Origin of the sequence: Pseudomonas sp. NPDC087817, assembly GCF_044742875.1 — a bacterium.
Lineage (GTDB): Bacteria > Pseudomonadota > Gammaproteobacteria > Pseudomonadales > Pseudomonadaceae > Aquipseudomonas.
Genome location: NZ_JBIUVJ010000007.1, coordinates 34,913 through 54,990 on the forward strand (window position 1 = coordinate 34,913; position 20,078 = coordinate 54,990).

A 20,078-nucleotide genomic window follows, 5' to 3' on the forward strand; every position below is an offset into this window, starting at 1 on the left:
TCGCTGGCAAGCCAGCTCCCACAGGTTTTTGTGGTGTCGGTTAGAACGAGGACTGGATTTTCAGTCCTGCGATCAGCGCGTCGTCGACCTTGTCCACGCCACCGGGGTGGCGGATGTATTGCAGGTTCGGGCGCACGGTCAGCCAGTTCGTCACGTGCACGCCGTAATACAGTTCGGCGCTGTATTCGGTGTCTTGTGGCGGCAGGAACGAGGGATCGTCGTAGTCGTAAACGGCGTTGGCGCGGTTGCTTGCTTCGGCGTTTTTGCGGAAGGCCGGGTTGACGTGCACGCGGGCCAGGGCGAAACCGATGTCATCCTTGGCGCGAGCGTCGAACGGGCCTTTGTAGGTGATGCCGGCCTGCACGTAGTTGTCGATGGCGTTGGTTTTCTTGTCGTGCATCGTGCCGTTGGCGAATACGCTCAGGCCGCGCGAGTGGTCGCTGGCGACGCTGGTGATTTGCTGCTGAATGCCCAGCCACACGCCGTGTTTGCTCGACGCGCTGCGATAGGCTTCACCGCTCAACGCTGCCGGTTGGCCATTGTTGTCTTTATAGACGTCGCTGGCCTTGGCGTTGCTGTAGTAATAGCCGGCGCGGTATTCGCCCGGCAGGCCGTTGAGCTTCGGCGTCCACACCAGTTCGATTGGCAGGATTGCGCCTTGGGTGCCGCTGCCGCTGAGTTTGAAACCGTTGCCGCGATCAAGGTTCGACGGGTTCTGCTCATACGCGCCGACCTGGGCGTATAACTCCGGCGTCAGATGGTATTTGACGCGCATCGCCCACTGGCTGACGGGCCAGTTGTACCAGATGCCGCCGACCCAGTTGCCGACCTGCGAGCCGCAGAACGCCAGGTTCTGGAAGTCGCACGGGAAGCTGTTGAAGTCTTCGCCTTCGCCGAAGCGGCCGACCTTGATGTCGAGTTTCTGATCGAAGAATTTCTGCTGGTACCACATCTGCGTCAAGCGCGTGGTCTGGCCACGGCCCCAGACTTCCTGGGCCGAGGTGAAACCGCCGACGCGAGGATCGTTGATGCGGTCGTTGCTGATGTTGTTGCCGCTGCGTTTGGTAATGGTCAGTTGAAACTCGGCGTCGTCCCAGCCGAGGATCTTTTGCAGGTCCAGGTGCGTACCGAGGCCGAACTGATCGCTGTAGCGCGCGGTGCGATCGTGGTCATAGCCACCGTGCAGGTTGCTGCCCATTTCGCCGGTGTAATCGAGTTTGAAGTCGTAGCCTTTTTCCGAGAGTTGGGTGCGCGTGCCGTTCCAGTCACCGAGCATGTACGGTGATTCACTGTCGAACGCGGGAGCCGCTTGAACGCAGGTGGCGAGACCCAGAGCGGTGCAGCCGCCAAGGGTGCGCAGGGTCGAGATAGCGCTGTCTCGGGAGAAGGAAAAATCGGGCATGGAGAAGTCTTTTTTGGGTGTTTTCGGGGTGCGGACCGAGCGCTTCAAAATGTCGCAGGCAGTGAAGCGTTTCAGCCGAAGGGCGGCAGGATAATGATCTGTAACAAAAAGACAAAGGGGTTTTGCTGACATGCAGCCTTTCGGATTCGGTAACAGTGCGGCAAACGGGCGCATTGTCGGGCCGCGCGCAGGCTGCGATCTTCTCGGGTTGGCCTACATTTGAAGGAAGGCCTTCCACCCGACCACCCCCTCGGCTAAGGTGCGCGGCTTCTGCATTTTCACTTCGCCCAAAGGCCAGGCATGAACGAACAATCCCCCGATCCGCTGCACGGCGTGACCCTCGAACAGATCCTCACCGCGCTGGTGGCCCACTACGAATGGTCGGGGCTGGCCGAACGCATCGACATCCGTTGCTTCAAGAGCGATCCGAGCATCAAGTCGAGCCTGACGTTTTTGCGTAAAACCCCGTGGGCGCGGGAGAAGGTCGAACGTCTGTACGTGAAATTGATGCGCACCAAGCGCCCGGTCTGAAATGGACGCCGTGTGGCGCCGACGCCTGATCACTTGCGCAGCCGTACTGGGCTGGGCGGGGTTGGGTATTCAGCTTTACCTGATCTTCTTTGCGCGCTTGAGTGTTGGCGCCAGCCTGTTGGTCGGGGTGGTGAGCTTCTTCAGTTACTTCACGATTCTGACGAATACGCTGGTGGCGACGGTGTTGACCTGTGCCGTGACGGAGCGTGAATCAGCCGCCCGGCGCTGGTTTTTACAGCCGTGGGTGAGCAGTGGCATTGCCGTGAGCATTGTGGTGGTCGGCCTCGCCTACAGCATTTTGTTGCGGCACTTGTGGCATCCCCAAGGTTGGCAATTTATCGCCGATGAACTGCTGCACGATGTGATGCCGTTGCTGTTTCTGGGCTATTGGTGGTTTTGCGTGCCGAAAGGCACTTTGCGCCTGGGCCATCTGCCGTTGTGGCTGACTTATCCGTTGGTGTATTTCATCTATGCCTTGCTGCGCGGGCATTTGCTCGGCGCGTATGCGTATCCGTTCATTGATGTGGCGGTGCTCGGTTATCCGCAGGTGTTGATCAATGCCGGGGGGATATTGGTGGGGTTTGTGCTGATTGCGCTGGCGCTGATCGGCCTCGACCGATTGCGCGGATCGCAGTCCTGAATGCATGCAAACCTGTGGCGAGGGGATTTATCCCCGATGGGGCGCGGAGCGGCCCTGAAACCTGCCTCCGCGGATTACCCGGCTCACCGTGGTGCAGGTTCTGGGGCCGCTGCGCAGCCCATCGGGGATAAATCCCCTCGCCACAATTGAGTTCACCCCTCAAGTGGAGGGTGAATAGCAAAAAGTCACTCCTCTTCGGAAGTGCCCTCGGCGCGCCAGTAGCCAACGGCTTTGACAAGCTTTTCGTCGAGCCCGTGCTCATCCAGCAGCACCCGGCGAATCTGCCGTGAAACCTTGGTCTCGGTCGCCACCCACGCATACAGATTGCCTTTCGGTACCTGCAACTGCTTCACGGTGGTCAGCAGGTTGTCCTTGCCGCCCTCACGCAAGACCCAGATCACATTTACCTGCGCCGCGCTCTCCAGCACTTGTTGCTCGCGCCCGTTTTCCACTTCGATCACCACCAGCGCCTTGCGATTGGCGGCCAGGCCTTCGAGGCGGCGGGCGATGGCGGGGAGGGCGGTTTCGTCACCGATCAGCAGGTAGCTGTCGAAGATGTCCGGCACGATCATCGAACCGCGCGGCCCGCCGATGTGCAGGAATTGCCCGGGTTTGGCCTGTTCCGCCCAAGTCGAGGCAGGGCCGTCGCCGTGGAGGACGAAGTCGATGTCCAGTTCAAGCTTTTCGAGGTCGTAGCGACGCGGGGTGTAGTCGCGCATCTCGGGCATCGGGCCGTCGTTCTTGCCGCCGAGTACCATGGTTTCCAGGGCGGCGGTTTGTTCAGCGTTCTGCGGGAACAGCAATTTCACATGATCATCGGTGCCGAGGCTGATGAACCCGGCCAGCTCCGGCCCACCGAGGGTGATGCGACGCATGCGCGGGGTCAGGTCGACCACGCGCAGCACTTCGAGGCGACGGCGTTTGATTTCGTGCATCACGCGGTGAATGGTTTGGCTATCGACTGCAGTCATTCGGCTTTCTCCGGGGCAGGTTGAACGGCGGGGCCGTCGACGATGGCTTTGGCGGTGTCGTTGAGCAGGTCACGCACGCGCAGGATTTCTTCCGGGCTCCAGCGCCCGTGGTGCAGTTGCAGGGCATGGCGCAAGTTGTGCACCGCCTCGTGGATTTCCGGCGGCCGGTCATGGCCGCGCAACGAACGCTTGCTGACGTCGATGCGCATGCGCACGCCATCGAGGGCCACGGCCTGTTCACTCAAGGACAAACGGCCTGCTTCGGTGACGCTGTAGCGTTTTTTGCCGCCCTCGGCGTCGCCGCTGATCAGTTCGCTTTCTTCCAGGAAGGTCAGGGTCGGATAGATCACGCCGGGGCTCGGGCTGTAAGCGCCATCGAACATGCCTTCGATCTGTCGGATCAGGTCGTAGCCGTGGCACGGCTGTTCGGCGACCAGTGCCAGCAGTAGCAATTTCAGGTCACCGGGGGCGAATACTCGCGGGCCACGGCCGCCGCGCTCACGCCCGGGGCGCTTCTCGAAGCCGTCGCGGCCATCGCCGTGTTCGCGGTGGGGGGAATGATGGTCTCTCATTTCTGTCTTCTCTCGTCATGTTTAGATACAACTTAAGATATATCTTAAAGCTGGCGCAAGAGGTTTTTTCCCCATCCTCAGGGCCGCTGACGAGCGGCGACCTCCTGAGAAAATGCAACAGGTCAATTTTCGCGAAGGTGTCTTGATGGATAACCTTAAAGTTAAAGTCATCACTCTATTTAATCGAGCAAGTATTCTAAAGTTATAACTAAGTACTGCTATGTCTGGGCCAGGTTGCTGTATGGTTTTTTAACTGAATCTGTATGTAGGGCATAACTTACAGTCACTGTTTTGAATATCGTTTTTTTGTTCTTTTTTCTTGCGGGTCATGAGGTTGTTGAACTACGAGGTTATCGGAAGTTACTTGCTTACTTTCCAGAGACAACAGTCGATGATGCCCCGGCATTGAAAGTTCAAGTTGACCTGGCTCAACTCCCCTGAGGGTTTTCCTGAACTTTCAATTCTTCCTTCTCATCAAGAAAACAAGGTACTGAACGATGTTCAAGAAAATCGCAATCGCTGCTCCGTTGGCTCTTCTGGCACTGGGTTCCTCGGGAGCGTTCGCCGCTGGTGAAGCCGCTCACTCCATCAACATCGTCGCCCATGTGCCGACCAACGGCTTTTACGTGGTGCCGACCGATCCTGAACTGGTCAACAAGGATCAGGACATGAGCTTCCAGCCGGGCAGCGGCAAGATGCGTGAAGTCAACGGCTTCTTCGATGTGCGCAACAACAACGGTTCGGTTCATGCCAGCCTCGACAGCGCACCAAAACTCATTTCGGGTTCAAACAGCATCGACCTGAAAGTCGAGATCAATAACAAGACCCTGACCTTGACCCCACAGGAAGTTGTCGGTGAGGAGGAGTCGAACGTCAACTTCCGTGCGCCGCTGAAGATCAGCGTTATCGGTTCGACTTTCAACCCGGGTGATTACACCGGCGTTGTCGCCATGACGTTCGACGCTGTTCCGCCGGTCGGCACGCCTTGATCGGCTGATCAGGCATTACGCGCCCATTGTTCAACGGGCGCTGCCCGCCGGGACAGGCAGCCACTGCCTGGCTCGGCGGACTTCCATTGTTCGTAATCAGAGTAAGAGTTCATGTTCCCGATGACACCCATCGCGGCTGCGCTTGCGCTGTTGTTTTGTGCCAGCGCAGCCGTGGCTTCCAACTCCGCCGGCACCACGCCGCGAAGTCTGTTGGCCCAGGCCAAAGGCCTGCCGGCGGATTTCGAGGAGCATTTCTTTGATGTGCCTCTGGCGGTTCGGGTCGAGCTCGATCATCAGCCTCTGGGCGAGGCGCTGGTGGTGTTGTCCCGCGATGATCGCATCACCCTGCTCGAGTTCACCGACACCAGCGAAAACCGCTTCGGCCCCGCCGAACGGGAAAAGTGGGCGGCCTATCTGAAGCCGGGTGTGGCCTTGGGCAACTGCACCGGTTCCTGCCCGGATCAAGTGCTGGCGGTGCACTACAACCTGGAAAACTCACAGGTGTCGATCCTCACCGAAAACGCCGAACGCGACGTTGAAGCCAAGCGTTACTACGAACAGCCCGAAGGCGGCAGCAACGGCTTGATGGTGCGCAATCAGCTCAACCTCAACGGTGGTCAGGATCAGGACCTGGGTGGCCGTTTCGGCCTCGAAGCCAGCAGCAGTCTGGGTAACTGGAGTCAGACGCTCAACCTGCAACTGTCACGTCTCGGTGGCCCGGACGACAAGCTTTACCACGCGGTACATGAATTGCACACCCAGCGCGAACTGCAAGGCAGTTTTTTCCGCCTGGGCTATTTCACCCCCAATTCCGAAGGTCTGACCCGCCAGCCGCGCACGTTCGGCACCAGCCCCGACACGGCGGTCGGCGTGATGTACGGCAGTTCCGACAGCCTCGCGATCAATAACCCCAAGCCCAGCGTGTACCCGATCTACGTCACCGCCAATCGGCAGGGCTCGGTGGAGATTTACCGCGATGGCCTGTTGATCAACACCCAATCGGTGCCCGCCGGTCTGCAGACCCTCGATACTCGACCGTTACCCGGCGGCATCTATGAAGTGGAAGTGCGCCTGATCGAAGACGGCCAGATCACCTCGACCACTCAGGAGCTGGTCTACAAGCCGAACAACTGGCGCAACCTCGACGAGCGCTGGCGCTACAACGTGTTTGCCGGCGAAGAAAGCAAATTGCTGAGTAACTGGGACACGCAGTCCAGCGGCAGCCCCACGGCCGGTGCGTCGGTCAATTATTTGATGCACCCGCGCGTGATTCTCGGCCTGTCGGCGCGGCAGGTCCGCGAAAAACTGCAATACGGCACGTCCGTCGACTGGACGCTGGCCAATCACCTCAGCCTGTTCGCCAACGTCTACAAGACCGAGGATTACGGCACCGGCCTGGACCTGCAAAGTCTTTACAACTATGGATCCGGCAGCCTGGTGATCAGCCACAACCGCAGTTGGCTCGACACCACCAACACCTACGACACCTTGCCCGACGGCACGCGTATTCGCCCGCGCAACGTGTTTATCGGCCAGACCAGTAATTCGTCGCTGGCGCTCAACCACCGGCTCAGCAGCAAGAATTCGCTCAACGCCCGGGTGTCGCACAGCGAGGGCAACGTTGAAGGTGCCGGCCTGGATCTGGGCTGGACGCAGCGCACGGTGTTGTTCGGCGGTGATGCCAGTTGGCGCTTGTCGGTGTTTGATCGGCCGGGCAGTTACAGCACCGGCGATGCGCGCAATCGCGGGGTTGACCTGAGCGTCAATCTGGCGCTCGGTGCGCCCGGCCAGCAGATCACCGGCAGCATCGGCTCGCGCACGGCGCGCGATGGAAAACGCGACAACAACGGTTCGATCGGCTGGCGCAAGGATCTCAAGGATCATGTGCTGCAAAGCGTTTCGGTCACGGCGCTGACCGACACTTACGGCCTCGGCATGTCCAGCCTGGCGAACTTCCGTACCGATACGGTGAATGGCGACGGCTTCGTTCAGCGCTCCTCCTACAACGGTAATTTCACCGGTGGCCTCAACGTCGACAGCACCCTGGTAATCGGGGGCCAGCAGATGCTGCTGACCAGTCAGAACGAGATGCGCGGTGCCGGGTTGATTGTCGACGTCGAGTCGGACATCGAAAACATCGCCTTGCGTGCCGATGACTTCAGCGGTGGCAGCGCCGCTTTGAAACCGGGGCGCAATTTCATCCCGATCACCGCTTACCAGAACAGCTCGGTGAGTTTCGATTTCGAGGGTAACCACGTCCCGGCGGCGACCATTGCCCCGGCGCGTACCCGTTATCACTTGAACAAGGGCGGGGTCGAGTACCGCAAGATTCGCGTGATGAAAACCCTCACCGTGCTCGGTCGTCTGGTTGACGCGCAAGGCCGGCCGCTCAAGGGCCACCACGTGATCAACCACGCCAGCCGTGGCGTGACCGAGGTCGACGGCTTCTTCTCGATGGAAATGAACGCGGGCTCGCCGACCCTCGAAGTGCGCCGGGATAACCAGCTGCTCTGCCAGTTCCGCCTTGTGGAGAACCAGCACCGAAGTGAAAACAACGTGCTGATGATCGGCGATCTGCGCTGCACGCCAGATACCCTGGCCGATGTCACCTCCACCGAACAGAAGGCGGGCTGATCAGATGAAAAGATTCACATGTGGTCTTGGCCTGTGCCTGGTGATGGCCACGCCGGCAATCGAAGCCGCCAGTCGCGAGATTCGCGCGTTGTTTCAGCCGGATTCGTCGCAACCGAACAAGAACGTGTTCGTCAACCAGACGCCGAACAGCGGCTACTGTGCCAACTACCCGTCCGAGTGCAGGGACAACAATATGTTCAGCATCCAGTTGCCGGTGCGCTTCGATTCCTTGCGGGCGTTAATGCCCAACGACAGCATTGATGTGCGGGTACCGGCCAATTGGCGACCGTTGACCGTGACCAATGCCGAAACCGGGGAAGCTGAAACGGTGGAAGTGCGGATCATCGGCATCGGCTCCAATTTCGTCCTGAGTCATCCAGCGGCCAATTTGGTGGGCGTCACCGACATACTTGAAGGGCATCAGAAACTCTGGACCGGCAGCAGTTGGGTATATGCGCCTGCGCCATGTCAGTACAGCGGCGTCGGCGCCTTCAATCCGTCAGCTTATTGGTTTTTCTGGAAAGCGCCGGTTGAGGCGGCGTGTAGCAAAGTCGCCGCGTACACCATTCCATCGATGTACTTCGACACCCTCGATTTCGCCTATGAACTGCGCACGCCCAATCCGCTGGGCATGTCTTCCGGTCTGTACACCGGTTCGATGACATATTCCCTGGGACCCAGCGGTGACTTCAGTCTGGGCCCGTTGATGGTGCCCAATGACGGCGTTCTGAATCTGGATTTCGTGCTCGACGTGCAGCACACCCTCAAAGTCGATCTGCCGCCGGGCGGCGATCGCGTCACGCTGGAGCCCGAAGGCGGCTGGATGCGCTGGATCGCCAGCGGCCAGAAGCCGACCAAGATCTACCGTGACCAACCGTTCTACCTGTCTGCCTCGTCGCGTTTCAAGGTCATGATCCTGTGCAACTCGACCGGCGGTCCGCGCTGCAAGATGATCAGCCCGAAAGGCAACTCCACCGAAGTCATAACCCAACTCACGCTGCCCCCCGGAATCACCGGTCCGGGCGGTGGCGACGTGAAGTTGCTCCAGTTGCAATACAACCACTGGAGCGGTCCCTTCCAGCCAAGCATCTATGTAGACCGCAAGGTCGGTTCGCTGCGTTTCGAAATGCCCAAAGACGCGATCGACTTTGTTCTCCGCCCGGGGCTCAGCGACACGTTCACCGGCAATATCACGGTTATCTGGGATTCCGAAGTGTGACCGCTCCGGGCTGGACCTATTGATTTTTCATGGAGTTGAAGACGATGAAACGTGGTTTTTTGCTGGGCGTGCTCAGTGTGTTTGGCCTGACGGCGCAGGCTGGTCCGCAGATCAATGTGGGGACGGTGTACGACTATCTGGACGCCGATAAAAGTACGTATTTGAAACGGATATTCAACAGCGGTGACGCGACGGCGTTCGTCAAGGTCAATGTCCTCGAAATCGTCTATGGCGCCGATGGCACACCGCAGGAAATTGCCGTCGAGAACGCCGCTGACGGCGCCTCACGCAACGGCGTCATGGCCAGTCCGGCGCGGTTGATCGTGCCGTCCCAAGGCATGCAGGGCACGCGTTTGCTGTACATGGGTGAGCGTGATCGCGAGCGCTATTTCCGCGTGCGTTTCGTGCCGGTGGTGCCGGAAAAGGAAGACGAGTTTGCGGTTAACAACGAGGAGCGCGAGGACTATAAAAAGGCCCTGAGCGCCGGGGTTAACGTGATGACCGGGTTCGGCACGATCTTTTTCGTGCGGCCCCGGGATGCGCGTTTTGCCACCGCGATCAATGAAACCGACAGCCGCTACGAATTGCGCAACAACGGCAACACCGTGGTGATCATTGACGAGTTCAAAAGCTGCGCGTTGACCAATGAAGCCGACTGCGGCGCAACGACCAAACACCATGTATTGGCCGGCAAGTCCTTCGCCTTCGATAAAGAGAAGGGCCGTCAGTATCGCTTCTTTCTGATCGAGGGCGCCGAGAAGAAGGTCCTGAAGGTCAGCAGTCGCTAGACCTGTTCTCCATTGACGCAACGGGTAACCCACATGATCAAGCAATGCACCGTCGCCGCTGTGATGGTCGCGGCGGCCCTGACGGCCACCGCGACCTGGGCGGCCCGCGAAGAGCACACCTTCGAGGTCTCGCTGACCGTGCCCAGTCGGCCGTTTTACGTCATTCCGGCGGAGCCCGACTGGATTCACCGGCCACAGCGGCTCGACTGGAATTACGTCACCTCAAGCCTGGGCAGCGTGCACAAGAATTTCGACGTACGTCACGACACCAGTGCGATCGAAGCGCGCCTGGAAGCCGTGCCCTACCTGTCCAACGGCAGGGCTGGTGAGGATATCGAATTGCGCGTCGCCTTCAATGGCGTGCCATTGAGCGCAGAGATGCCGCCGCGCCAGGTGGTTTCCCAAGAGGAGGCGGCGGCGGGCAAACGCGTGCTGCTGGAAATCGATCCGGTCAAACCCGCCGGGGGTTATCGCCCCGGCGAGTACAGCGGCAATGTGCTGTTGTTGTTCAATGCCAGGGCGCCCGGTGCGTGAGTCGTATTTTTCAGCGCTTGTTGTCGCGCACTTTTCTGGAGAACCAACGTGAATTTCATAAGCATTCGCCGGCCATGGAGCGGCTTGCTGCTGATGCTGTTTGCCGGTGCTGCACCGGCTGAAGTGCATAACATCGAAGCGACCTTCGAACCGGACTTTGCCAACCCGCAAAGAAATCAGTTCACGAACCGCACGCCGTCGGAAGGTTTCTGTCGACAAGCGCCTTGGGCGTGTGAGCCGTCAGGTTTGTTCAGCCTGGTCGCACGGATTCCTTTCACGGCCAATGCGCCGATCCTGGCCAACCACAGCGATCCTCGCCAGGGCGGGATGGCCAGAATTCCCTCCGACTGGCGCGACGTTACCGTGACCCATGCGTCCGGCAATACGCAGATCCTCCAGTTGAGGATTGCCGGTATCGGTCATGAAACGCGATTGCCACAGACGATTGAAGAGTTGACCGGTGGTGGCGGCTGGGATGATTTGTGGGCGGGTGGTGCATGGATGTACGCTCCGCCGCCTTGTCAGGGCATCGGTACTTTTTCGGCTGGATCGTTCGGCTACAACAGCTTCTGGAAGGTGCCGACCGGGGCCGGCGCCTGCAGCAAACAGGCAAAGTTCGACATTCCGGCGTCCATGCGCTACGTATTTTTCGTCTACGCCTACGAATTGCGTACGCCCAATCCACTGCAAATGGATGCAGGCAACTACACCGGTTCAATCAGCTACACCGTTGGCCCCAACCAGGATTTCGACATGGGCGACGTGATGATTCCATCCGACTCGTTGCTGACTTTGAATTTCCTCCTCACGGTCACCCACACGCTGAAAGTCGACCTCCCCCCGGGTGGTAACCGTGTGGTGCTGGAACCCGTCGGTGGCTGGCATTCGTGGCTCGATCAGGGGCGCAAACCGGCACGGCTGATGCGTGATCAGACGTTTCACATTTCCGCTTCAAGCCGTTTCAAGATGAACCTGACGTGCGAGTACGCCAGCGACAACAATTGTGCACTGTGGGAACCCACCGCTGGCCACGCCGTGCCACTGGAAGTCAGTGTCACGCTGCCCACCGGGCTGACCGACGCAGCGGGACGTCCGGTAAATCGCCGCCGACTGTTGCGCGACGGCAGTGGCAGCGAAATGTTCCAGCCGGGTTTCTACCTCGACCGCAAGCCCGGGATCCTGCATTTCGAGGTGGCCCGGGATGCGGTAGATGAAATGCTGCAGGAAGGTTACGCGCGCAGCTACTCAGGCAACGTCACGGTTGTCTGGGATTCGGAGTTGGGCTAGACGGTTTGGGTTTCTCCTCAAGACCGGCAGTCTGCAGCGCCTTGTGGGTCAGTTGTCTGGCCAGGTCATTGCGGGTGTACGCCAGGTCGCTCAACAGCCGGCTGTAGTAGGCATCGCTCATGACTTCGCCGCTGAAGATTTCAGCTTCGCGTGCGTTCAACTGTCTGGCCAGAGCCTCCATGCGGCGGGCCAGTGGATTCAGTCGCGTGGGGTCTGTGGTGTTGACCCACTGTGTCTGTAATTCACGCAACTCTTCCAGTCGCCGATGCTGTTCTTCGAACACCTGGTCATTGGCTTCAAATTGCGTGGGATGGGTTCTGCGCAAATGGCGCTCCCAGAAGCCGTCGACATACAAGTCGAGCATGCCGTTGGCGAGCCCCTCGCCACGTTCGCGCTCGATGATCGTGTCGTAGGCCCGGTCGATCATGCCCTGGTCTACGCCTGACCGCAGCTGATACATCATGCCGTCGGACTGCCATGGCAGGCCCAGACGCTCGGCCAGTCCCGTTTCGAAGGCCAGGTGCACTTCAAATTGATCCGGTGGCAGATTGACTGAAGGGTTGATCAGGTTCCGTTGTTGCTGGCGGCTGACTTCTTCGCGGGCGATATCACCCACTCTTTCCAGGCGCGCAGCACTGCGGGCCAGCCGCACCAGGTTATCGTCCAGTGTTCTGGCCGAGGTCCGCTCGGCGTAGGCTTTGGACACCAGCACCTTCAGCCCCATGGAGTTGAACAGTTGAGCGTTGCCGTCCTGGCAGGTTTCCGGCGCACGGGCCTGTTCGAACAATTGTTCACGCAGGTCGGTGTCAAGGGCGGCGGCCTCGATCAGTTCCCAGACGCGTCGGGTGAGTCTCTTGCGTGATCGCTCGGAGCGGTAATCCTCGCTCTCTCTTTGTTCGCGGATAATCCTGAACAAATCCTCGGAGCCGGGCTCGGCCATCACGTCCTGCCAGGATTCTTCGCGCTGTCGCCTGAGCGACTGTGATGCGCTGAACGTCGTTGGCTCATCCGATGACAGCCAATGGCTGACTTCGTTTTCCACCGCTGGGGAATACGCTTGCTGGCGGCTGAACCCCGCCGACTCGCGATAGTTGCCGTAACGAATGCGGTCGGCATCAACCAGCCGCTGGGTATCGAAGCGTGCGCGGGAAAGGATGAACGCTTCATCGGAGCCGGGCGTGACCTCAGGGACGGTGGTGATCGGGGATCGGCGCATGTCCAAGGCAAAACTGCGCGGGCGATGGCGCGGTGCATTGGCGACCCGGAACAGACCGCGCGGCCAGTCGCGGATATCGCTGTTGGCCAGACTCAATTCATTCAAGCGATACATGCGCCCGACGTCCGGCGCCTGACCCAACGGGTTGCCGGTCAAGCGCAGCGATTGCAGGCGGGTGAGGCCGCTCAGACGTGCGGCCGATTCGTCATTGAGCCTGATGCGGTTATCGGTCAGGTCGAGGGTCTGCAGATCACGCATTTCGCCGATGGCTGATGGCACGTTGTTCAGGCCGCACTGGCGGGCGCTCAACTGGCGCAGTTGCGGCAGGTCATTGAGCAATTGGCTGTCCGGGGAGAAGCGTCCATTGTCGATTTTCAGTGCGGTGATCTGATCGAGGTATTTTTTCATGCCGGGTTGCCGGCGCATTTCGTTCCACCAACGGTCGTGATCCGGGCGGGAAAGGTCGGAGGATAAATCCAGCGTGTAGCCTTGATCTGGATGCTGATCGCGCTCGGCGAACGCCTCGTTCTTGCGTTCAAAGCAATCGAGCAGGCGCTCCTCCAGGTGCAGTCCGCCAGTGCGCAGGAACTCGGCCGAAACGCCATGAATCGGTTCGCCGGCACTGTCCAGTCCCACCGGCTGACTGTTGCGCCAGCGTGCCAGTGTGCTGCGCAGTTCCTTGAGTTGGTCCTTGAGTTGTTGCAGCGCCGCTTCGGGATCCGGTTTGGCGCGCAAGGCTTCGGCAAAGTTGTTCACCTGACGCTCGTTCAGCTTTGGAAACAACTGTTTGATGCGCTCCTCGAAGGTTTTTTCGCCGAACGGCCATGGCCAGCCACGCACCAGCTCGACGGTTTCAATGCTCGCCACCGGGCGCACGGGCGGCTCGGCGAGGAGTACCCGACGTTCGGCCGGTGCCGCGGTTTTGTCCATGATCCAGAGTTTGAGCAAGCGTCCCTGACCTTTCTGATAACCGATCTGCTGACGCTTGTCCTCCGGCAGGGCCTGCAGCAGCGCTTCGTAAAAGTCGGCGGGGGCCTGCAGGGTACGGTTGTCGCCGTCGAGCACTTCGTAGCGGCCGTGTTCATCGCGGATCAGGCGTCTGACGCTGGCAGGTTCGTCCGGACCGACGCTGCAACGCAACGGGCCGTCGTAAGTGCCGTCACGCACTTCCAGGCGCATCTCGCCAAAACTGTCGCTAAAAGTGCGCAGGGTGTTGAGCGCAAGCCGTTCGGTGTCCGGCACCACCCGTTCGTCATGGTAGAAACCGTCGTAGGCGCGGGCCGTGGTGGCTTCGAAGTTGGCCTCGCGGGCCTGCGTCTTGATGCGCAGGGGCAGGCGGTTTTCGCTGACAATCCGCTCCAGCTCGGCCGGTCGGGCCTGGGCCAGTGTTTTTTCGGCGAGGCTCAGAGGCATGTCCGGGAAGGTCTGGGTCATGACCCGTACGTCGGCCTTGTTGGAGCGTTCCTTACCCTGATAAATGCGCGAAGCCAAATCACCCTGAAGGTCATCTACCGCATCGGCGAGCAGATTGCGCATGGCCTGGGGACGCTGTGCTGCCGGGACTTCACGACCGGCCAAGGCGCGCATTTCGCTGTCGGTGAGAAACACCGCCGCTCGCTCGGGCAGTCGGCCGGCGGTCAGATCCGGCAGGCCGATGCTCAGGGTATCGGCCTCGGTGGCGGCCGGATTGCCGTACTGGCGCGAGTGGCCGCTGAGGTCAGCGTTTTCACACACGCGCAATGCCCGCTCGGTTGGCCAGCCGGGCAGTCGGGTGATGATCGGTTCAAACCACACCGATTGCGCGTCGATCGGCCGCCCGGCGCGAATATCGGCGATGGTGGTGTCTGCATCGTCATAGGCCTTGTAACGCTTGATCGTGTCGGCCAGTACCGGTGGCGGCGGGCTGTTGTCGATGTGCATGCGCCGCAACTCTTCAGCGTCGGTGCCGCTGGCGACGCGGATCTGCTCCAGCTCCAGCGGCGAGAAGCGTTCGACGCTGTGGCCGAGCCGGCGCATCAGGGTCGGGCCTGACCAATCCTCGGGGTTTTCCGCTTCGTGCAGCCAGGCGCCGTGATCGTTGTGTTCAAGGGTCGGCTGATAGGCGTTGGCGCGTGAGGGGTGTTCGATGCGGTGGGTCTTGTGCGCCGGTTCGGTCGTGGCTTTCTGCACCTTGTACAGCTTGCCGTCGAGCGGCAGCAGCAGGTCGTTGCCATGACGGTGCAGGCCCAGTCGGTCGGGTTTCGAAGCCACCGACAGCGCCAGATTCTTCTGTTCGTAAGGGCCAAGATCCGGATGCCAGAGGCTGGCTTTGCCACTGGGCAAACGCACGGGTTTCATGTCGTCGACCAACTTGGAAAACTTGACGCGCAAAGTCGAGCCGATGGCGGTTCCGGCACTGAAGGCCGCCAGCTGAATCACGTCGGTGACCACGCTGATCACATGCTCGGCGGCTTCCTGCCCCAGTCCCTCGGCCAGATCGACAATGCCTTCGATGACGTCGCTGGTCAGTTGGTACACGGTGTAGGCCATCATCAACTCGCCGAGAAAAGGCACGAACGGCGTGGCGATCAGCAGGGCGGCATTGAAGATGTCCGAGACGATTTTCTTGAAGTTGTCCCACCAGGCCCAGCGCGTGTTGCTGTCGGTATCGGCAGTGGACACGGCGATCTCGCGGCCATCGTTGAGGATCTTGTTGAGCTTTTGCTGGTAGACGTGTCGCCAGTAATCGGCGGGCAGCGCGACGGTATCGATTTGCAGGCGTGGTCGCGGCACCGGCTCTTTGCGCCATGTCGGGCGTTGATCCGTCGGATCCCCGGGCGGATGCCATTGCAGCTTGAACAGGCGTTGCTCGAGGCTGGCGAAAAAATGCCCGCGCTGTTGTTGATCGACAAACTGGCTGAAGAATTGTCGATAGGTCATTTGTGAGGATGCAGCGAGTTTATCCTCACGCAACTGCCGCGCCAGTTCTTCGATAAACGCATCGACCGAGGCGTACTCCTTGAGCGGGTGGTCGGGGCCGTGGGGCAGGTACACGATCAACCGATTGATGCCACGGGTGTCGGGTCTGGCGGGGATCAGCAGGGTGATGCCGGTCAGGCGGTTGTCCATCATCGACAGGTCGCAGCACTGCATTCTGCGGCCATTGAGCACCAGCCGGGGTTTGTCCTTGGTCAATTCCAGCATCAGTTTGTAGACGTCGTACTGAATGTCGCCGGTGATCAACGCCAACTGTGCCGCCACCGTGAGTGCGTCTTTCTGGCTCTCGACGACTTTGTGCTTGAGCACCGCATCGGCGACGGCGTCGCCGGACAAAAGATAGCTTTCCAGATGTTTTTTGTACTGCGCGCCAATGTCCAGTTCCCGGCACAGCGTCTGGAACTCGCTGATGCTCAGATTGGCCAGCGTAAGCACCTCGAAGTGGCCCAGCGCATCGGGTTTGCTGATGAAAGCCGAGGCGGCATCGACCTGTTCGTCTTTGGCGAAATTGTGCAGTGCGGCATCCAGCAACGACACCGTGCGGGCCGTGGCACCCCCCGAGATGTCGATGGCCCACCAGGGTTTGTCCTTGGGCATGTACAAACGCAGCCAGGTGGTTTTGACGTCGATGTCGACGCCGCAGCGCTCCTTGAGTTTCGCTTGCAACAGCGGAGCGGCAAACGTGTAGATATCGAGTTTGGCCAGCAGTACGTCGACCTTGTTCTGCGAAGCCCAGGCCTTGAGATTGGCGGCTTTGAGTTTGTCGTGCTGGAGGGTGTGCGAGGTGGCGTACCACGCTTCGGGTTTCAGCGTCGCGGCACTGAGTGCCAGTCCTCGGTTGAGGGTGGCGGACTTGAACGTGCCGTGGAGCGTGTTTTTGATGAATTCGTGGTGCCGACCCTTGTGCAGATCGTCGGCGGAGGAGGGGGACGCAGGCATGGCAATCATCCTTGAGTGCTTGGTAGGGATGATCACCTTATCGGTGAAGGCTCAAAACAAAAGACTAAAAACCCACGTGTTTAAACCGGGGTTTTCGCGGCCGACCGGTCGAAAATTCGAATCGAAAAAAATAACTCTGTACCACCCGGTGCGCCGGGTTATCTCAACCTTCCTGACGCCGAACGCTGTTCAAAGACGCTCGACGGCAGGTGCTGTGACCAGGGTGACCTGGGTATTTTCCGCAGGCCGGCATTGCGAGTCACTACCCGGTTGCAAGTACGGTGTGAGAATCGGTGCCATGCCCTTGAGCACCTGTACCGGCAGGGCTGAGGTGAATTTGAAGTTCTCCGCAGAACGCCCCGGAACGAACGCGGTGAGGGTGCCGAAATGGTGATCGCCGATGTAGAAAACGAAGGTCGCCGTGCGGTTGATCGACTTCGAGCTGAGGATCCTTCCGCCTGAGCCGATGGCCTCGATCCGGTTGTCGCCGGTACCGGTTTTGCCACCCATGGCCAGCGGGCTGCCATCAGCCAGTTTGAAACTGCCGGAAACACGTTTTGCCGTGCCTGCGTCCACCACCTGCGACAAGGCTTCACGCATGGCTGTCGCAACTTCCGACGGCATCACCCGTTTGCCGACATGCGGGTCATTGACCAGTCGGGTTTCATAGGGGGTTCCGGCGGCGAAGTGCAGGCTGTCGATGCGCAGGGTCGGCATGCGCACGCCGTCGTTGAGGATGGTGCCGATCAGCTCTGCCAGGGCGGCCGGGCGGTCGCCGGAGCTGCCGATGGCGGTTGCCAGCGACGGCACCAGATGATCGAACGGGTAACCGACTTTCTGCCAGCGCTGATGGATTTCCAGGAACGCTTCGATCTCGAGCATGGTGCGGATGCGGCTGTCGCGCGCGCCCTTGTGCTTGCTCTTGAACAGCCAGCTGTAGACTTCCTGACGCTCGAACTGGCTGGCCTTGACCATCTGGCTAAACGTCGCGTCGGGGTTGTTCAACAGGTAACCCATCAGCCACAGGTCGAGCGGGTGCACCTTGGCGATGAAGCCTTGATCCGGCAGGTCGTAACTGCCCGGGCCATAGGAATCGTAGAGCCTGATCAGGCGATCGTCGGTGAGTTTCTCGGTGAGCTTGGCGCCCTTGAGGTGCGAGCGCACGAAGCTGTTGAAATCTTCCTGACTGGCGTTCGGCAACAGGTAACGGTGCACGGCGGCCATGCGGATCGGGGTAGGGCGCATGCTGTCGAGGAAGGTGTCGAGGCGCGCCTGGGTGTCCTTGTTTTTGTACTTTTTCCAGAACTTGAGCAGGAACGAAGTGCCTTCGCGGTCGGCGAAATTGGCCAGGTATTCCTGACGTCGCGGGTCGCGGTCGTCCTTGAGCAGTTCGGCGCTGCTGTTGGGACCGGAGTAGGTGACGTAGCGCACCACATCGCGCATCAGGCGAATGAACGGCAGGTTGATCGACTCACGCAACGCATCACGCAGGGTCGGCATGCGCCCGTTGTCTTCCTTGCGAAAGTTGTGGAACACGTGCAGCCCGCCACCGGTGAAAAACGCCTCGCCGGGGCTGGCCGAGTATTTGCGATCGAGGGCGGCGCCGAGCATCTTCGACAGGTCGTGATCCTTGTTCTGGATCAGATAGTCGATGACCCATTGGCTGAGGCGATCCTGATCCGGCACTTCGACTTTCTTCAGTTCCGGCACGCTCATGGCGCCGTATTTGTCGTGCAACTCGGCGATGATTTGCAGGTAGGTGGTGAGCACGCGCATCTTCGCCGTCGAGCCGAGTTCGAGTTTGCTGCCCTCGTTGATGTCGAACGGCTGGTCGGTGCTGTCGGTCTGCACCCGCACCCGCGAGCCGTCCGGGGTCAGTTCGAACAGGGTGAAGCTGTAGCGCACTTGAGTGGTGCTGGTGGGGGTCAACAGGCGTTCGCCAAGCAGGCCGATTTCGCCGGCGTAGGCCGGGTCGGCGAGTTTCTTCAGATAAGCGGTGGCCTGGGTTTGCAGGTCGCCCTGCAGAGTGCTGGTGGCCGAGAGGTCGAGGCGGTCAAGGTCGTACAGCGGACGATTGAGCATGCTTGCCAAACGGCTGCGGGCAACGCTGATGCCTTTGTTGGTTTCAATCGGCTGAATGGTCGGCTGGGTCTGCCAGTCGCGGTAGCTGACGGTGCTGGCCAGTGCCGCGTCGGCGAGGGCGCTGTCGATCACGCCGCTCTGCTTGAGCAGGCGCAAGTGGCTGTCGGTAAGGTCGGCGAGTTCTTCGTGGCCCTTGGTCAGGTAATGCGACGGGCGCCGCTGGGCAATCATCAGCGAGAGCATTTCACGCAAGGCCAGGCCTTTTTCGGCCATGGTTTTCGGGTCGGTCGCAGGGCTGTTCAACTGTTCGTTGGCCTTGTTGAAATCCGTGCCGTACCAGACCCGCAGCCCTTCGGCCATGCCGTGCACCTCGCCGTGGCCGGGCACGGCGGACAGCGGCACGCTGTTGAGGTAGTCGCGAATGATGTTCTGCCGCGCGCCGAGGGTTTCCGGGCCGGGCTGATAGGCGCGCACGCTGGCGGAAATCATCTGGCGAATCTTCTCGGCGCCGGACACCGTCAGGCCATCGGGCGAATGCCGGTATTTCTCCAGTTGCGTTGCCAGGGTACTGCCCCCGGCAGATTGCCCGGGCAGGTGCAGCAACTTCGCCACCTGTGACCACGCGGCCATGCCGAACCGTGGCCAGTCCACAGCCGGGTTGGCCAAGGGTTGCTTGGGGTCGAGCAGGAAGCGGTTTTCAATGAACAGCAGACTGTTGACCACCACTGGTGGAATCGCTGCGAAGCTCGAATACAGTTGCTGCGGATAGTTGTACTTGTACAGCGGTGCGGCGCGGCAATCGGTGATCGACAGCCCGGCCTGGATTTTCTCGGAGTAGGGCACAAACAGGCCTTTGTCGGTGTAGCTCAGCAGCGCCGGTGAAAAACGCGTCTGCTCGGTGACGACATAGTTGCGCTTGAGCAGGCGCGGCAGAAATTCATCAAGGGAGCTGTAACCCAGCCGCAGGTCGAACGGACCGTTGCCCGGATAACGAATGGCTTCACTGGGGCCCGGCTCCAGTTTGTAGGTCAGCGAGGCGGCATATTGGCTGAGTTCCCGGGATTGAAAACGCGAGGTGCGCATTTCCTTGGAGGCAGCCAGCCCCACCACCACCGCGATAATCAGCAGCAACAACCAGAAAGCCTTCCACCCGTGCCGGCTGCGGCGGGGTTTTTCAGGGACAGGCGCTTGATCATCCACACGTTCAGTCGGAACCACGGCTTTACTCGAATCGGTCTGCCACAAAGCGCCCATAGTCGATTGATCCATTCACGCAGATTGATCGGACTTGTCTGAAG

Annotated in this window: 13 protein-coding genes; 8 read left to right on the forward strand and 5 right to left on the reverse strand. The window is 60.1% G+C overall.

Annotated elements, in window-relative coordinates; all coding sequences use genetic code 11:
- Positions 1-40 precede the first annotated feature (40 nt).
- On the reverse strand, positions 41-1,402 hold the full coding sequence (locus tag ACIONG_RS09095) for a carbohydrate porin (protein ID WP_103304577.1): 1,362 nt from the start codon (positions 1,400-1,402) through the stop codon (positions 41-43).
- 300 nt (positions 1,403-1,702) lie between these two features.
- On the opposite strand from ACIONG_RS09095, the gene ACIONG_RS09100 reads away from it, so the two are divergent.
- Complete coding sequence (locus ACIONG_RS09100) at positions 1,703-1,933, forward strand: VF530 family DNA-binding protein (RefSeq protein ID WP_103304578.1); 231 nt, start codon at positions 1,703-1,705, stop codon at positions 1,931-1,933.
- A gap of 1 nt (position 1,934) precedes the next feature.
- Positions 1,935-2,573 (forward strand): Pr6Pr family membrane protein, encoded by a 639-nt coding sequence (locus ACIONG_RS09105; protein ID WP_213026491.1) that lies wholly within the window; start codon positions 1,935-1,937, stop codon positions 2,571-2,573.
- 185 nt (positions 2,574-2,758) lie between these two features.
- On the opposite strand, the gene ACIONG_RS09110 is transcribed toward ACIONG_RS09105, so the two are convergent.
- Positions 2,759-3,544, reverse strand: a complete 786-nt coding sequence (locus tag ACIONG_RS09110) for a siderophore-interacting protein (RefSeq protein ID WP_213026490.1) — start codon at positions 3,542-3,544, stop codon at positions 2,759-2,761.
- Complete coding sequence (locus ACIONG_RS09115) at positions 3,541-4,116, reverse strand: PadR family transcriptional regulator (RefSeq protein ID WP_103304581.1); 576 nt, start codon at positions 4,114-4,116, stop codon at positions 3,541-3,543. Before ACIONG_RS09115 ends, ACIONG_RS09110 begins: the two co-directional genes overlap by 4 nt.
- Before the next feature lie 497 nt (positions 4,117-4,613).
- Between ACIONG_RS09115 and ACIONG_RS09120 the strand changes: the two genes are divergently transcribed.
- The 6 genes from ACIONG_RS09120 (at position 4,614) to ACIONG_RS09145 (ending at position 11,567) form a co-directional block, all read left to right on the forward strand.
- Positions 4,614-5,105, forward strand: a complete 492-nt coding sequence (locus ACIONG_RS09120) for a CS1 type fimbrial major subunit (protein WP_103304582.1) — start codon at positions 4,614-4,616, stop codon at positions 5,103-5,105.
- 111 nt (positions 5,106-5,216) lie between these two features.
- The gene (locus ACIONG_RS09125) at positions 5,217-7,739 is read left to right on the forward strand and encodes a TcfC E-set like domain-containing protein (RefSeq protein WP_401298407.1); all 2,523 of its coding nucleotides are present in this window, start codon (positions 5,217-5,219) and stop codon (positions 7,737-7,739) included.
- A 4-nt stretch (positions 7,740-7,743) separates the two neighbouring features.
- Positions 7,744-8,958: a hypothetical protein gene (locus ACIONG_RS09130; protein ID WP_401298410.1), complete on the forward strand. Its 1,215-nt coding sequence runs from the start codon at positions 7,744-7,746 to the stop codon at positions 8,956-8,958.
- 44 nt (positions 8,959-9,002) lie between these two features.
- Positions 9,003-9,746 (forward strand): pilus assembly protein, encoded by a 744-nt coding sequence (locus ACIONG_RS09135; protein WP_103304585.1) that lies wholly within the window; start codon positions 9,003-9,005, stop codon positions 9,744-9,746.
- Between the two features lie 33 nt (positions 9,747-9,779).
- Positions 9,780-10,280, forward strand: a complete 501-nt coding sequence (locus ACIONG_RS09140; RefSeq protein WP_146041242.1) for a CS1 type fimbrial major subunit — start codon at positions 9,780-9,782, stop codon at positions 10,278-10,280.
- A gap of 93 nt (positions 10,281-10,373) precedes the next feature.
- A complete protein-coding gene (locus tag ACIONG_RS09145) occupies positions 10,374-11,567 on the forward strand; it encodes a hypothetical protein (RefSeq protein WP_249412165.1) in 1,194 nt (397 codons plus the stop codon).
- On the opposite strand, the gene ACIONG_RS09150 is transcribed toward ACIONG_RS09145, so the two are convergent.
- Positions 11,536-16,698, reverse strand: coding sequence for an NEL-type E3 ubiquitin ligase domain-containing protein (locus tag ACIONG_RS09150; RefSeq protein WP_401298413.1), 5,163 nt, complete (start codon positions 16,696-16,698; stop codon positions 11,536-11,538). The genes ACIONG_RS09145 and ACIONG_RS09150 overlap by 32 nt on opposite strands.
- 189 nt (positions 16,699-16,887) lie before the next feature.
- A complete protein-coding gene (locus ACIONG_RS09155) occupies positions 16,888-20,034 on the reverse strand; it encodes a transglycosylase domain-containing protein (RefSeq protein ID WP_401298416.1) in 3,147 nt (1,048 codons plus the stop codon).
- Positions 20,035-20,078: the final 44 nt, after the last annotated feature.

What these genes read in the sequence shown, in the direction of transcription:
- ACIONG_RS09145 (WP_249412165.1), top strand. Translation starts at nt 10,374, where the DNA reads ATGCTGTTTGCCGGTGCTGCACCGGCTGAAGTGCATAACATCGAAGCG.
- ACIONG_RS09115 (WP_103304581.1), bottom strand. Translation starts at nt 4,116, where the DNA reads ATGAGAGACCATCATTCCCCCCACCGCGAACACGGCGATGGCCGCGAC.
- ACIONG_RS09125 (WP_401298407.1), top strand. Translation starts at nt 5,217, where the DNA reads ATGTTCCCGATGACACCCATCGCGGCTGCGCTTGCGCTGTTGTTTTGT.
- ACIONG_RS09095 (WP_103304577.1), bottom strand. Translation starts at nt 1,402, where the DNA reads ATGCCCGATTTTTCCTTCTCCCGAGACAGCGCTATCTCGACCCTGCGC.
- ACIONG_RS09105 (WP_213026491.1), top strand. Translation starts at nt 1,935, where the DNA reads ATGGACGCCGTGTGGCGCCGACGCCTGATCACTTGCGCAGCCGTACTG.
- ACIONG_RS09130 (WP_401298410.1), top strand. Translation starts at nt 7,744, where the DNA reads ATGAAAAGATTCACATGTGGTCTTGGCCTGTGCCTGGTGATGGCCACG.
- ACIONG_RS09155 (WP_401298416.1), bottom strand. Translation starts at nt 20,034, where the DNA reads ATGGGCGCTTTGTGGCAGACCGATTCGAGTAAAGCCGTGGTTCCGACT.
- ACIONG_RS09135 (WP_103304585.1), top strand. Translation starts at nt 9,003, where the DNA reads ATGAAACGTGGTTTTTTGCTGGGCGTGCTCAGTGTGTTTGGCCTGACG.
- ACIONG_RS09110 (WP_213026490.1), bottom strand. Translation starts at nt 3,544, where the DNA reads ATGACTGCAGTCGATAGCCAAACCATTCACCGCGTGATGCACGAAATC.
- ACIONG_RS09100 (WP_103304578.1), top strand. Translation starts at nt 1,703, where the DNA reads ATGAACGAACAATCCCCCGATCCGCTGCACGGCGTGACCCTCGAACAG.
- ACIONG_RS09120 (WP_103304582.1), top strand. Translation starts at nt 4,614, where the DNA reads ATGTTCAAGAAAATCGCAATCGCTGCTCCGTTGGCTCTTCTGGCACTG.
- ACIONG_RS09150 (WP_401298413.1), bottom strand. Translation starts at nt 16,698, where the DNA reads ATGCCTGCGTCCCCCTCCTCCGCCGACGATCTGCACAAGGGTCGGCAC.
- ACIONG_RS09140 (WP_146041242.1), top strand. Translation starts at nt 9,780, where the DNA reads ATGATCAAGCAATGCACCGTCGCCGCTGTGATGGTCGCGGCGGCCCTG.